12 protein-coding genes and 1 other RNA gene are annotated in these 15117 nt (G+C 51.2%); 2 read left to right on the top strand and 11 right to left on the bottom strand.

What is annotated here, in order from left to right; all coding sequences use genetic code 11:
* Window positions 1–80: 80 nt before the first annotated feature.
* Both FDW98_RS19695 and FDW98_RS23465 read left to right on the top strand, forming a co-directional pair.
* Window positions 81–782, top strand: coding sequence for a pirin family protein (locus FDW98_RS19695; protein WP_096755572.1), 702 nt, complete (start codon window positions 81–83; stop codon window positions 780–782).
* Window positions 783–807: 25 nt separating this feature from the next.
* Window positions 808–969: a hypothetical protein gene (locus FDW98_RS23465; RefSeq protein WP_096755571.1), complete on the top strand. Its 162-nt coding sequence runs from the start codon at window positions 808–810 to the stop codon at window positions 967–969.
* 54 nt (window positions 970–1023) lie between these two features.
* Here FDW98_RS23465 and FDW98_RS19690 read toward each other — a convergent pair whose 3' ends face one another.
* From FDW98_RS19690 to garK, 11 genes are all read right to left on the bottom strand, one after another.
* Entirely contained in the window at window positions 1024–2334 is a 1311-nt protein-coding gene (locus tag FDW98_RS19690) for a serine dehydratase subunit alpha family protein (protein ID WP_096755570.1), read from the bottom strand.
* 24 nt (window positions 2335–2358) lie between these two features.
* Window positions 2359–3690, bottom strand: coding sequence for an amino acid permease (locus tag FDW98_RS19685; protein WP_096755569.1), 1332 nt, complete (start codon window positions 3688–3690; stop codon window positions 2359–2361).
* A gap of 282 nt (window positions 3691–3972) precedes the next feature.
* Window positions 3973–5337 (bottom strand): L-serine ammonia-lyase, encoded by a 1365-nt coding sequence (gene tdcG, locus FDW98_RS19680; RefSeq protein ID WP_096755568.1) that lies wholly within the window; start codon window positions 5335–5337, stop codon window positions 3973–3975.
* A 90-nt stretch (window positions 5338–5427) separates the two neighbouring features.
* Entirely contained in the window at window positions 5428–5823 is a 396-nt protein-coding gene (locus FDW98_RS19675) for an enamine/imine deaminase (RefSeq protein WP_096755567.1), read from the bottom strand.
* Between the two features lie 13 nt (window positions 5824–5836).
* A complete protein-coding gene (tdcE, locus tag FDW98_RS19670) occupies window positions 5837–8131 on the bottom strand; it encodes a 2-ketobutyrate formate-lyase/pyruvate formate-lyase (protein WP_096755566.1) in 2295 nt (764 codons plus the stop codon).
* A gap of 28 nt (window positions 8132–8159) precedes the next feature.
* Window positions 8160–9368 carry a propionate kinase gene (tdcD, locus tag FDW98_RS19665; protein WP_096755565.1) on the bottom strand — a complete coding sequence of 403 codons (1209 nt, stop codon included), beginning with the start codon at window positions 9366–9368 and terminating at the stop codon, window positions 8160–8162.
* 31 nt (window positions 9369–9399) lie between these two features.
* On the bottom strand, window positions 9400–10731 hold the full coding sequence (tdcC, locus tag FDW98_RS19660; protein WP_096755564.1) for a threonine/serine transporter TdcC: 1332 nt from the start codon (window positions 10729–10731) through the stop codon (window positions 9400–9402).
* Window positions 10732–10753: 22 nt separating this feature from the next.
* Window positions 10754–11743 carry a bifunctional threonine ammonia-lyase/L-serine ammonia-lyase TdcB gene (gene tdcB / locus FDW98_RS19655; protein ID WP_096755563.1) on the bottom strand — a complete coding sequence of 330 codons (990 nt, stop codon included), beginning with the start codon at window positions 11741–11743 and terminating at the stop codon, window positions 10754–10756.
* A 98-nt stretch (window positions 11744–11841) separates the two neighbouring features.
* On the bottom strand, window positions 11842–12780 hold the full coding sequence (gene tdcA, locus FDW98_RS19650; protein WP_096755562.1) for a transcriptional regulator TdcA: 939 nt from the start codon (window positions 12778–12780) through the stop codon (window positions 11842–11844).
* Window positions 12781–13561: 781 nt separating this feature from the next.
* Window positions 13562–13938, bottom strand: an RNA gene (gene rnpB, locus FDW98_RS19645) — RNase P RNA component class A.
* A 32-nt stretch (window positions 13939–13970) separates the two neighbouring features.
* The gene (gene garK, locus FDW98_RS19640; protein ID WP_096755561.1) at window positions 13971–15116 is read right to left on the bottom strand and encodes a glycerate 2-kinase; all 1146 of its coding nucleotides are present in this window, start codon (window positions 15114–15116) and stop codon (window positions 13971–13973) included.
* Window position 15117: the final 1 nt, after the last annotated feature.

Below are 15117 nucleotides of genomic sequence, written 5' to 3'. Positions count from 1 at the left end.
ACATACCGGGCAGAATATCTGGCTAACAATACAGCGTCCAGCCATTTAACATAAAAGGAAGTAAAGAGAGGTCAAGAAAGATGATTACTACCCGAACAGCAAAACAGTGCGGACAGGCAGACTACGGCTGGCTGCAAGCCCGTTATACCTTCTCCTTTGGACACTATTTTGATCCTAAGCTGCTGGGTTATGCCTCGCTGCGTGTTCTGAACCAGGAAGTTCTGGCACCGGGGGCCTCTTTCCAGCCGCGTACCTATCCGAAGGTGGATATCGTCAACCTGATCCTTGAAGGGGAAGCGGAATATCGCGACAGCGAAGGCAACCATGTCCGGGCAAAAGCCGGTGAGGTTCTACTGCTCGCCACGCAGCCTGGGATTAGCTACAGCGAGCACAACCTTAACAAGGATAAGCCATTAACCCGCATGCAATTATGGCTGGACGCCTGCCCGCAGCGGGAAAATGCCTGTGTACAGAAAGGCACACTGGCGACCGGCAAGCATCAACTGATCGCCTCCCCGGACGGAGAACAAGGCAGCCTGCATCTTCGCCAGCAGGTGTGGATACACCATGTCGAATTGAAGCAAGGTGAATCACTGAGTTTTCAGTTACATGGCCCCCGCGCCTATTTGCAGTCGATCCACGGCACGTTCCATGCGCTAACGGCTGGAGCAGAAAAAGAAGCGCTGACCTGTGGTGATGGCGCATTTATTCGTGACGAAGCTAACATAACATTAGTTGCCGATACGCCTTTGCGCGCTTTGCTGATAGATTTGCCCGTATAGTCAGGAAAAACAAGGGAGTACGACTATGAGCAAGAAAGCGTCAAAAAAGCGTAAGCCAGCGGTTAAAGCCAAAATTCAGGACACGGTCGTCCAGACCAAAACCTTTGGCTATGAAGATATGCTGACGGAACTGGAAGCGATTGTTGCCGATGCCGAGCAAAGGCAGGAAGAAGAAGACGCCGCCTGATAAGGCGGCTCAGAGTGACGCCGGGTGGCGGTTACGCCTTACCCGGCCTACAGATTAATGCGCTTTGCTGGCCATGATCTCAATGATCTGCTTGTCAGTTTCCTGCATCGAACGACATGCCAGCGCACACAGATTCGCAATAGATTGCTCGACATTATGCGCCACAATCCCTTCGTTACCGGTCACTGCCGTATCGTCCAGCGCCATGAGTACCGCCTTCCATGCCGCCGACGCGCTGGTAGACACTTTCATCGCACAGCTGTTTGACGCGCCATCGCAAATCATCCCACTCACATCGCCAATCATGCTGCTGATCGCCATAGCGATGGTGTTATAGCGCCCATCCACCAGCCATGCCATCCCCGCCGCCGCGCCCATCGCCGCCGTCGTTGCCGCACACAGAGCCGACAAGCGAGGAAGCTGATGATGGATATAGATTGCACTCAGGTGTGACAACATCAGCGCACGCGCCAGTTTTTCATCATCCGCACCAAAGTGCTCGGCCACCACCATCACCGGAACCGTGGCGGTGATCCCCTGGTTCCCGGAACCGGAGTTACTCATCGCCGGCAGCGTCGCGCCGCCCATTCTCGCATCCGACGCCGCACTGGTACGGATCAGAATAGCGGTTGAAAGATCGTTTGCCAGCAGGCCACGGGCACACTGCTTCTCCAGCGTAGCACCGATATGTAATCCCCATGTCCCGCGTAACCCTTCCTGAGACAGCGCCCCGTTTAGTTTTGCCGCCTGCAGAATAAAGCGGATGGACTCAAACGGCACCGCATTCACAAACGCCAGAATCTCTTCCAGCGAGGTGTGGGATAACACCGCCAGCGGCGAATCCAGCTCTTCATCCTGCGTCTGTTCTTCTTTACTGAACACCACACCATTATGGGTTTCGATGTGCACAATGTTGGTATGACCGCCAACAATCGTGACGCACGCCCACCCGTCACGGCTGTACACCTTAGCGCGTGAGAAGAGAATATCTTCGCAAGGTTGCTGCAGCATCACCGCCACGTTTCCGGCAGCCAGCATGGCTTTGGCGTCGGCGATGGCCTCTGCGGACGCATCCTTCAGCACTTCTAAACCCGCGAGGGCATTGCCACCCAGCGCACCCAGCGCAGCGGCGACGGGCAACCCGACCATTCCGGTGCCCGGTACGGTCACGCCCATGCCGTTTTTCATCAGGTTGGGTGAGACCCACGCATCAATGCGTTCAACCGCGCCGTTCAGCTCAGCGGATGCGACTGCCGCTGCCAAAGCCAGAGAGATAGGTTCGGTGCAGCCCAGGGCAGGTTTGACTTCTTCCTGCACCGCGCGGATAAAACAGTCCCATAATGGATTCAATGTAGTCTCAAACATAGCAACGACCTTCACTCAGATAACTCAAGAAAATGCCAGGAACGGAGAAACGCACAACAGCAGGCCTGTGATGATGATCAGGTACAGGGAAGCGCCTTTATATTTGTGCAGTGCAGGAACTTTGTAGACCAGCCAGGCCGGGATCAAACAGCCCACCATGCCGAAGATTGGGCTACAAATAGAGGTGAAGCTCAGTACCGGCGCATTGAGCACAATTGCACTCCAGGCCAGTAAAATAGCGAAGACCATGATGCCGCGCTGAACGAAGATTTCGTTGATCTTCTCAGCAGGCATGTAGCGACGCAGCACATTCATCACAATGCCTTGAGTCGCTTCACGGAAGCCTAAGTACACACCGAAGAACGCGGTCATCACGGCAAAGATGTTCAGAATAACGCTGACGATTTTCACCCAACCCGCGCCGTCGCCGCTAATAAACTGTGCGGCAATCGCCAGGGCGGAAATGTTCTGCTCGTAGGCTTTCACCGCTTCATCATGGCCCATTGCCAGGGTGAAAGAGACGGCATAGAAGAAGACGGTGACAAACAGTATGCCAAACGCGATGTTCATGGCGCGCAGCGCTTTATGACGCGCGACCTCAATGGATTTTGCGCGAGAACGGTACGAGATAACCATCGGGCTTAAGGTTTGAATAAACAGAATCGAGGTCAGCGTAAAGGGCAGCGTAATAATCGCATTCTTGATCAGCAGCCCCATCGGCGGCAGCGAGCCAGCGTTATGCAAATGCCACATCCCGACCATCGACACGCCAAGGGCGGCAACGACCAGCAGCTTGGTCAACACCATGCCGGTGGAGATTTTAAACAGTAATTTTTCACCGCGTGACGAGATGGCCACCAGGATGCAAATCAGCACCAGGCCATAGAACGGGCTGTCGGACAGTAACCCTTCGGTCACGCCAAATGTATGCAGATACGAAGCGCTGTCGTTAGTGATGGCGGTGGAATAAACAAACATCCAGATAACCAGCATCACAAAATACAACGCCCCTAACAGGATGCCCCAGTTTTTGCCTAAATAACCGCTAATGACGCTTGGGTAATCTTTGCACTCTGGAGATTCAGCCAGCGTGTTGATGAACAGACGCTGGAACAAATACATCGCGGGATAGCCGATAATCGAGGACAGCAGGAATACCCACAACCCCATCAGACCCACCTGGACGGGAAGAAAAACAATCCCCGCGCCAATCGCCATACCGATACTCATAATGACCCAACCGGTGTCCATGCTGTCGAATTTAATGGCTTCCTGCCATTCACTTTCGGTCATTCCCGCCCGGCGCGCCGGAGCGGATGCGTCGAGTATTACGCTGTTATTCGTAGCCGTTTCCATAATTTCCCGCTTAATGTGTAGGTAGAGGTTTTTTTATTTTTTTCGTATTGCGTCAAGGCGATACGCAATTCATAAGATGCAGGCGAGCTCTTAGAATGAAGAAAATCATACGCTCAGGGTCAGAGAAAAACTTCACAAACAAAACCCTATAATCCCTACAGGTAAAGAAAGGTTTTCTCTTGAAAACATCAAAGCTGGGATCTATTTCTGTTTTTGAAGCAGATCACAACAAAAAAAAGGTGCACTTCTGTGCACCTTTTTAGTCATGCTATTTTGATTAACTCACATACACACTACTTTGATCGCCAGACCGCCGCGCGAGGTTTCGCGGTATTTATCGTTCATGTCTTTGCCGGTTTCATACATCGTCTCGATAACTTTATCGAGCGACACCCGAGGTTCTGACGTGCGGCGCAGCGCCATACGCGCGGCGTTAACCGCTTTTACTGCGTTGATCGCATTACGTTCAATGCACGGAATTTGCACCTGTCCGGCGACCGGATCGCAGGTTAACCCCAGGTTATGCTCCATGGCGATTTCAGCGGCAATACAGACCTGCGCAGGGCTCCCGCCAAGCAGTTCTGTCAGTCCGGCGGCAGCCATGGAACAGGCCACACCAATCTCACCCTGGCAACCCACTTCGGCCCCAGAGATAGACGCATTCATCTTATACAGCGCACCTATCGCCCCCGCAGCCAGTAAATAACGGGCGATGGAGTTCGCATTCACCGGGCGGCGGAACTTGTCGTAATAGGCCAGCACGGCGGGGATAATGCCACACGCACCGTTTGTCGGGGCGGTAACAACCCGGCACCCGGCGGCGTTCTCTTCGCTCACGGCCAGTGCGAACATGTTAATCCAGTCGATGACGTTCATTGGGTCACTGGACAGATTGTCGCTGGAAACCAGCAACCGACGTAATGCCACGGCGCGACGTGGAACGTTAAGCGGGCCGGGCAGGACGCCTTCGGTGTTCATACCGCGCTCGATACCGGCGTGCATGACATCCCAGATTGCCGCAAAACCCGCGTCAATCTCATCTTTACTGCGCATCGCCAGCTCGTTTTGCATCATCAGGCCGGAAACGGAAAGCCCGTTTCGCTCACACAGTTTCAGCAGCTCGCTGGCAGAATGGAAATTGTACGGCACATGCGCTTCAACGTCGTGCGCCTGACCAAAGTGATCCTCCTCAACGATAAAACCACCGCCAACGGAGTAATAGGTTTTGCTTAATAGCGTCTCGTTGCTGTTCCACGCGGTGATGCGCATACCATTTTCATGGCGCGGGAGCGTTTCGCTATGGAAGAGAATGTTCTCAGCAGGAGGGAAATCAACGATATGCGTGCCCGCTGCCACCGGGAGACGTCCGGTTCGGGCCACGTCCTGGGTAAAACCCGCAATGGTATCAATCTGCACGTTTTGCGGACTGTTACCTGCGAGGCCCATCATGATGGCGACATCGGTCGCATGACCTTTTCCGGTCAGGGAGAGTGAACCATAAAGATCGACCACAATGCGCGTGGTCTGGTGCAATTCTCCGCTACTGACCAGTTGGTCGATAAAGCTTTTACCTGCGTTCATTGGCCCCACGGTATGGGAGCTGGAAGGTCCAATGCCAATCTTAAAAATATCGAATGCGCTAATCATATCCACACCCTCGGATTGCCGTTCAGTGAAGACCAGGTTTCACACTCATTAACGGGATCGGGGCGATCCCGACGATCGCCCCGCGGGGAGTTACACCGTGTCGCCGCGTACGGCGATGGCTTCAATCTCCAGCTTCACATCCTTCGGCAAGCGAGCAACCTGCACACAGCTGCGTGCCGGATAGATAGCCTCGTGCTCATCAAAGAACTGCTGATACACCTGATTAATGGTGGCGAAATCGTTCAGATCGGCCACGAAAACGGTGGTCTTCACGATATCGTTCACTTTCAAACCGGCGGACTCAACGATCGCTTTCACGTTTTCCAGACTCTGACGCGCCTGATCGGTCACGTGTTCGGCAACTTCACCGGTCTGCGGACATACCGGGATTTGACCTGAGGTCAACACCATGCTGCCCAGATCCACGCCCTGTACGTAAGGCCCAATCGCCCCTGGCGCACAGTCGGTTGCAATAACTTTTCTCATAACCCCTCCGGCGTTAAAGCGCCTGGGTGAAAGTACGTGAAATAACGTCCTGCTGCTGTTCGCGGGTCAGCGCGTTAAAGCGCACCGCATAGCCAGACACGCGGATCGTCAGGTTCGGATAGTTTTCCGGGTGCTCAATAGCATCCATCAGCATTTCGCGGTTCATGACGTTGACGTTCAGGTGCTGACCGCCTTCGACATGTGCTTCATGATGGAAATAACCGTCCAGCAGACCGACCAGGTTGGTTTTACGCACGCTATCTTCTTTGCCCAGCGCAGCCGGCACAATCGAGAAGGTGTACGAGATACCATCTTTGGCATAGGTAAACGGCAGTTTAGCCACCGAGGTCAACGAGGCGACGGCACCTTTGCGATCGCGGCCGTGCATCGGGTTCGCCCCTGGTGCAAACGGCGTACCTGCGCGACGCCCGTCCGGGGTATTCCCGGTTTTCTGGCCGTACACCACGTTAGAGGTGATGGTCAGAATGGACTGCGTCGGCACCGCGTTGCGATAGGTTGGCAACACTTTAATTTTCTTCATAAAGCGTTCAACCAGGTCGCAGGCAATGCTGTCTACGCGCTCATCGTTGTTACCGTACTGCGGATAGTCACCTTCAATTTCGAAGTCGACCGCCAGGCCGTTTTCATCACGGATCGGTTTGACGCGAGCGTACTTGATAGCCGACAGGGAGTCCGCAGCAACGGACAGACCCGCCATACCGCATGCCATGGTGCGATAAACATCACGATCGTGCAGCGCCATCAGCGAGGCTTCGTAGCTGTACTTGTCGTGCATATAGTGAATGATGTTCAGCGCACTGATGTACTGCACGGCCAGCCAGTCCATAAAGTGGTCCAGGCTCTCCATCACCGTGTCGTAATCCAGCACGTCATCCATCAGCGGCGCAGTTTTCGGCCCGACCTGGATTTTCAGCTTCTCATCCACACCGCCGTTGATTGCGTACAGCAATGTTTTGGCGAGGTTGGCACGCGCACCAAAGAACTGCATTTGTTTGCCGATGACCATCGGGCTGACGCAGCAGGCAATGGCATAGTCATCGCTTTCAAAGTCAGCGCGCATCAGATCGTCGTTTTCATACTGTAAAGACGACGTGACGATAGACACTTGAGCGGCATATTTTTTGAAGGCAATCGGTAAGCCTTCAGACCACAGCACCGTCAGGTTCGGCTCAGGTGCCGGTCCCATGGTGTGCAGCGTATGCAGGTAGCGGAACGAGTTTTTGGTGACCAGCGTGCGGCCGTCCAGCCCCATCCCACCAATAACTTCGGTCGCCCAGATAGGATCGCCGGAGAACAGGGTGTCGAATTCCGGGGTACGCAGGAAGCGCACCATGCGGATCTTCATGATGAAGTGGTCGATCAACTCCTGCGCCTGCTGCTCGTTTAAGATACCGGCTTTGAAGTCGCGCTCAATGTAAATGTCGAGGAACGATGCAGTACGGCCCAGCGACATCGCGCCGCCGTTCTGCGATTTCACCGCGGCCAGATAAGCAAAATACACCCACTGCACGGCTTCCTGTGCGTTACGCGCCGGACGGGAAATATCGCAACCGTACTTCGCCGCCATTTCCTGCATTTGCAGCAGCGCACGACGGTGCTCAGACAGCTCTTCACGCAGGCGAATCGTCGCCTCCAGATTCTGCCCCCACTCCAGATTTGACTGGAGATCGGCAAACTGCTGCTCGCGTTCACGCACCAGATAGCGAATACCGTACAACGCAACACGGCGGTAATCGCCAATGATACGACCACGGCCATAGCCATCCGGCAGACCGGTTAATACGCCGGACTTACGGCAGCGCAGCATATCCGGGGAATACGCGTCGAACACGCCCTGGTTATGGGTTTTACGCAGTTCGGTATACTGGTACTCAAAATCAGCATCCATTTCACGACCGTAAGCATCAAAAGAGCTTTTGATCATGTTGATGCCGCCGAACGGATGCAGCGCACGCTTCAGCGGCTTATCCGTTTGCAGACCGACGATCTTTTCCAGTTCTTGTTCAATATAACCGGCATCGTGCGCGGTGATCGTAGTGGCAATATTGGTATCGAAATCTACCGGCGCATGCGTCGAGTTTTCAATACGGATGCCCGCCATGACTTTTTCCCACAATGCGGTGGTTGCCGGCGTCGCTTCGGCGAGGAAAGATTCATCCCCTTCATAAGGCGTGTAGTTATGCTGAATAAAATCACGGACATTAATTTCTTCTTTCCAGTCCGTACCTTTAAAGCCAAGCCACGCGTCGGCATACAGCATATCGCTGGTATCGATATTTACCTTCATGAAAAATAATCTCTCTACAGAAAATTAATTATGCAAATTCTACTGGTGTGTTAATTCTGCCTAAATGAATGGCATCACGAGCAATCATTTTCTCTTCATTCGTCGGAATAACTGCACAAATAACTCGAGCATCATTAGCAGAGATAATTCTCTCGCCATGAGAATTTGGCAGACTATTCATTTCGCTGTCGATATTCACACCTAATACGGCCAGATGTTCAATCACCAGACGGCGAATTAAGACTGAGTTTTCACCAATGCCGCCGGTGAAAATAATCCCATCAAGACGATGTAACGATGCAGCATGTCCGGCGATATGGCGTGCAATACGATGCACAAAGGTTTTAATCGCCAGCTGCGCACGCTCGTGTCCTTCGTGCCAGGCTTTTTCCAGCGTACGTAAGTCAGAGGACAAACCGGAAATACCCAGTAGGCCAGACTCTTTATTGACGACACGCTCAAGGTCGCTCAGCGTCTGATTGGTTTCACTGGCGATCCACGCCATCGCGCCAAAGTCCACATCACCGCTACGCGTACCCATCATCAGTCCTTCCAGCGGCGTCATACCCATTGAGGTATCCACGCTTTGTCCGTTACGGACCGCACAGATGGACGCGCCGTTACCCAGGTGCGCGACAACCAGGCCAGAATCATCATCCTGGAGGTCGAGAAGCTCGTGCGCTCGCTGAGAAACATAGCGGTGCGACGTGCCGTGGAAGCCATAACGACGAACACCCAGCTCCTCGTAATATTTCCACGGTAAACCGTACAGATAGGCTTCAGGTGCCATCGTCTGGTGGAAGCTGGTATCAAATACCGCCACCTGCTGTACACCTGGGAAAAGATGCTGTGCGGATTCAATCCCGCTCAGGTTCGCATAATTATGTAATGGTGCTAAAGGAGATACCCGACGAATATTGTCGATAACGTCATCTGTAATTATCGCTGATTCCGTAAAGATACTTCCACCGTGGGCAATGCGGTGGCCAATTAAGGCCACGCTGTCCATTAAATTACGTTGTTCCAGTTCAGCGGCAATAGCCTTTAATGCGTCTTCGTAGCTGTGGTGAGCCAGCTTAGCCGGCTCCCCACCATTAATTGCTATGAACGCATTTTCAGAGTTAATACCGTCTGCAATTCCCGCCATTAAAACATCACAGTTGGCTGCATCCAGCACTGAGAATTTAATGGAAGATGAACCGCAATTAATAACCAGTACTACCGGAAACTCATTCATTTCACTACTCCGCTCATCCTGAGCTTAAGGATTAAAACAGTTTGTAGACGATGTTCAGGATAGTCAGCAGACCAATCGCAGTAACAAACACGTTATCCAGACGGCCACGGTATTTCGCCAGAGACGGCGCTTTACGGATGGCATACATCGGCAGCAAGCAGAGCAGTGAGGCGATAATTGGCGCACCCATCGCTTCAATCAGGTCCAGGATATTCGGGTTGGCGTAAGCCACAACCCAGGTGGAACCCATTATGAAGACCATGCTGATGATATTAAGTTTGCCAACGGAGACTTTGGTCTTATCACCCTTATAACCAAACTTCAGGACCAGACCGTTCAGACCTTCCAGCGTGCCCAGATAGTGGCCGAAGAAAGATTTGAAGATAGCGACCAGTGCGATGATAGAAGCACCGTATTCCAGAACGGTCGCGAAGGTCGACTTGGTGCCGGACAGTGAGGCAAAGTGGTTCGCCAGGTATGACAGTACCGGAATGTTCTGCGCTTTGGCTTCGGCCATATTTGCCGGAGACAGCGTGAACAGGCAGCTAAAGGCGAAGAACATGACCACTGCAACCATCAGCATACTGGCGCGGGAGATGATCTTGGAACATTTCTGCTCGGTAAATTCGCGGCCATAATCTTTTTCATACTCTTCGCGTTTAGACACCACGAAAGAGGAAACAATTGGCGAGAAGTTGAAGGAGAACACCATGATGGAAATACCCAGCCATACGGTGACCAGAATACCGTCATGCCCGGTCAACGCTATATTGCTGAGATCCACCTGCTGGATAACCGCTGAGTTCCAGTAAGGGATCAGGGACAGAGAGATAAGTACCAGGCTGGCAATAAATGGCCATACCAGGAAGCTCATCACTTTAACCATCAGATCTTTACCGAAGTAGATGACGAATGCCATCAACAGCAGCAGGAACAGCGCGACGAAGCCACGATTAAGCGCTGGCATCTGCAACTGGTTTTCCCAGAAGGTCATAAAGGTGTTGGTAATGGTGACGCCATAAATCCACAGCAGTGGGCAAATTGCAAAGAAGTAGAGGAACGTGATGACCACGCCGCCCGTTTTACCAAAATGCTCTTCAACCGTTTCTGTGATGTTGCCGGAAGGGTTAGAACCGGAAAGACACAGGCGCGCCAGTGCACGGTGACAATAGAACGCGATGGGGTACGCTAACACCAGCATTAACAGAATGGGGATCAGCCCGCCAAAGCCTGCGCGGATAGGGAAGAACAACACCCCGGCGCCGATGGCTGTACCAAATAAACCCAGTGTCCAGGTGGTGTCCGATTTGCGCCAGGACGATTGTTTTGTCTGGCTGGATACAATGCTATCAGTAGTACTCATATCCTATCCTCAACGAAATATATTAAGCGTCAACTAAACCAGTAATTTGGGATACACGAGAAAGGTCGATATTACCGCCAGAAATAATGCTGACTGTTTTTCTATTCTGGATATAGCTATCTAATTTCCCGCTTAATAATGCAGCACATGCCAGCGCACCTGCGCCTTCTGTCACAACTTTATTTCGCTGAATTAATGCCACCATACTGTTGCGAATTTCATCTTCGCTGACCAGGACAATGTCATCCACTAACTCACGAACGATTTCATAGGTCAAAGTACCCGGGCGGGAGACGTCACAACCATCCGCCAGGGTGCCGGTCGTTCGGTGCGTGGTTATTTCTCCAGCGTGGAAAGAAGCCGCCATGCCGTGAACGTTTTCAGACTGTACGCCAATAATTTTAATGGTCGGGTTGATGGATTTAATGGCTATCGCAATACCGGCAATCAGTCCGCCGCCACCAATTGGCACAATCACGTTATCGACATCATACAGATCTTCCAGAATTTCCAGACCGATAGTCCCCTGGCCGGCAATCACTTTCGGATCATCATAAGGAGGAATAAAGATGCGGCCTTCAGTTTCAACAATCTCGCTCACTTTAGCGATCGTGTCGTTGAAGTTGTCACCGTGCAGCACAACTTCTGCGGAGTAGTCGCAGGTAGCAGCCACTTTAGACTTCGGTGCGCCTTTTGGCATCACCACTTTGCCGTCAATACCGAGCATCGCACAAGAGAGGGAAACCCCTTGCGCATGGTTACCTGCAGAGCAGGCCACCACACCTTTACATCTTTCCGCTTCAGTTAAAGAACTGAGCTTGTTAAAGGCGCCGCGAATTTTAAATGAACCAGTACGCTGCATGTTCTCAAACTTAAGGAAAATTTCCCCTTTGCAACGTTCACTAAAATAGTTAGAGCGAGGCATTCCCGTTTTATAAATTTTCCCCGCCAGTCTTTTTTTCGCTTCGAGGATATCTTCAATTGCAACTGGGAGATCGTATGTAATGTGCATTAGAACCTCTTACCTGGATATTAAAGTAAATAGATAGCCGTGACCAACGTCTGATATAGACCGATGGCATTAATTCCGTATTAAATCGAGTTTAATCTTTAATCAACTTCAATTAATTGCTTTCGTCGCTGGCAATTATATGATGAATATTCTTTGGCTAATTCCACCAAAATTGATGCTGCTTTTTTAATTCGATAATTTTTAGACCAGACGGCGGCGTAACGCGCGACCGGTAAGGCCTCTTCTACCGGAATAGTAATAAACTGGTTTGAACCAAATGGAGTGGTCATATCGCAGGGAATTACTGTTAAGAAATCAGCATTGAGAACAAGATTATAAATTGTGACGACCGAGTCTGTTTTAACGATGTTTTCACTGCTGATGCCATTTTTTTGTAACGTAGTAAGAAGCTCGCTGTAGTAACCCATATTCGTTTGCGGCAACACCCACTGTTCATTTTGCAATGCGCTCAGCGTAGTGATGCCGGTGCGTGTTCGGGACTTACTGGCAACCAGAACAAACTCTGACTCGAACAGCGGCTCCACATGCAGGTCGTGCAATTTCATCTCATCACTTAACGTGCCGATTGCAAAGTCCAGACGCCCATCACGAACCGCGGGTAAGAAAGAGGAAAGCTGGGCTTCATACATGGAAACCTGCGCGTTCGGGAACACCTCTTTAAACTTCTTAATCATACCGGACATGATGGTAAAGGCGATCAGTGAGGGGAAACCGAACGACACATCAACAACCGCATTGCTCGTCATGCTATTCATCTCATCAACCATGTTTTTCATTTCACGGGTAATAGATTCAGACCATGAGAGCATCACCTGACCGGCTTGGGTCAATGTGACGCCTGTATTTTTACGCACCACCAACTCAATACCAAAATAAGCTTCAACATCATTAATGATTTTGCTTACTGCGGGTTGAGTTAAACCTAATTCTTTTGCAGCTGAGCCGATAGAACCACTTCTAATGACTTCCTGAAAGACCACTAAGTGCTGTGTTTTAGGGAGAGAAATAGTATTCATATCGGCCTGCTCTAATTACTTTGTTGACGGCAGGAAGTGTACCAAATTAAACGTTCACGGATATGTGCGACCACTCACAAATCCCCTTCACTTACATTTTGTAAGATTATTATAAACCAATAAAATCGTTATTTATCAATACAGTGAAGAAAAACGATCTCACTTTAACCTGACTTTAATCAAAAAAAGATGGGGGGATAACGAAAATTTATGGCGATAACACATGCACGTTAACGGTTATTTAACCGACGGTTGAAAGATGATAATTCAAGCAATTACAGCGTAATTATCGGTCGGAATAACGTTTAAATTTAATGAGCAATTTATCAAATAAAATTATATTTTAATAGTTATTGCGATTAAATAACGCCATGCATCACACTATTTTGCCTTATTTGTTTGTAAAGAAACATTGCGTTTATCATTATTCAAAACAAAACAAACAATAAATCATCAAATGCAACAATAAATTAACGCTGGTTTTTAATGTTTTCACAGCAAGTAATTTTGTGATTTCGATCGATTACGTGTGTTTTTTCTATAGCGAAACGTATCGATAAGCGTTTTGTGTTAGCTGTCACAAAACTGGAAGTTTTCAGCAACCCCTTTGCCGCTGAAAAAGACGTTTTCGAATAAATAACGGGAAAATAAAAATGAGATTTACGGCAAATTTGCCGGATGGCGGTGCAAGCACCTTATCCGGCCTACAAAAAATCGGGGCCAGTTGGCATAAAAAACGCGCCATAAAAGCAAAAACCCCGCCGAAGCGGGGTTCTATAAAGAGTGAAGCTGACCGATAAGCCGGGTTCTGTCGTGGACAGTCATTCATCTAGGCCAGCAATCGCTCACTGGCTCAAGCAGCCTACCCGGGTTCAGTACGGGCCGTACCTTGTGAACCCCTATTTGGCCTTGCTCCGGGTGGAGTTTACCGTGCCACGGACTGTTACCAGCCGCGCGGTGCGCTCTTACCGCACCCTTTCACCCTTACCTGATCCCACTTGCGCGGGCCATCGGCGGTTTGCTCTCTGTTGCACTGGTCGTGGGTTTCCCCCCCAGGCGTTACCTGGCACCCTGCCCTATGGAGCCCGGACTTTCCTCCCCTCCGCCCGTCTCCCCCGAAGAGGACGACGACGAAGCGGCGACTGTCTGGTCAGCTTCGGCGCGAAGTATAGAGGGTTTGCGGGCCAATGTCACCCCGCACTGCGCATTCCTATCGCCAGCGTAGCGGCGATGTTTCTGGATGACCGATAAATATTATCAAATGCTCCCCGGAAGGCCTCTTCCAGCGTACCTATGCTGGTCAATACGCTAAACACGGCATCGATACCATATTGATGCACCACGCCCACATCGCGTGTCAGGCTGCCCGCAATACCAATCACCGGCTTGTGGTATTTCTTCGCCACACTTGCCACGCCGACAGGCACTTTGCCGTGAATACTCTGGCTGTCGAGGCGTCCTTCACCGGTAACCACCAGCGTACAGTCGTGAATATGCTCTTCCAGATTCAGCGCCTGGGTCACAATCTCTATCCCGCTACGCAGTTCTGCACCTAAAAATGCCATTAATGCCGCCCCCATACCACCAGCGGCTCCGGCTCCGGGCACATTTTTCACATCAACGCGCAACGATTTTTTTATGATGTCGGCAAAGTGAGACAAATTACGATCCAGCTCGATAATGCGTTCTTCAGTCGCGCCCTTCTGCGGACCAAAAATGCGGGATGCACCGTTTTCGCCGGTCAATGGATTCGTCACATCACAGGCAACACGAATCGAACAGGTTTTTAAGCGCGGATCCAGACCCGAGATATCAATGGTATTCAGGCTATTCAGGCAACCGCCGCCATAGCCAATGTCAGTACCGTTGGCGTCACAGAGTTTTGCCCCCAGCGCCTGTACCATACCCGCACCACCGTCGTTGGTCGCACTGCCACCAATACCAATAATGATATTTTGCGCGCCGCTTTCCAGCGCCTTGAGAATCAACTCCCCGGTACCACGCGACGTGGTGACTAAGGGGTTGCGTTTTTCTGGAGGGACCAGCGCCAGCCCACTGGCTGCCGCCATTTCGATAAACGCGGTGTTACCGTCTCCGGACATGCCCCAGCTGGCATTCACTTTTTCACCCAACGGTCCCGTTACCCACGCGAAATGCTCCGTTCCCTGCGTGGCGGCAATCATCGCTTCAACGGTCCCTTCGCCGCCATCGGCGACCGGAACAGAAACGTAGTGCGCATCGGGAAAAATTTCCCGAAATCCTTTTTCTATCGCCTGCGCTACCTCGGTGGCAGAAAGGCTTTCTTTATAAGAGTCTGGGGCAATTACGATTTTCATA

It is taken from the genome of Citrobacter sp. wls711 (assembly GCF_005281055.1).
In the GTDB taxonomy this organism is placed as follows: Bacteria; Pseudomonadota; Gammaproteobacteria; order Enterobacterales; family Enterobacteriaceae; genus Citrobacter; species Citrobacter gillenii.
Note: the sequence above shows the minus strand (reverse complement) of the source record. Positions and strands in the feature narration are given on the sequence as shown.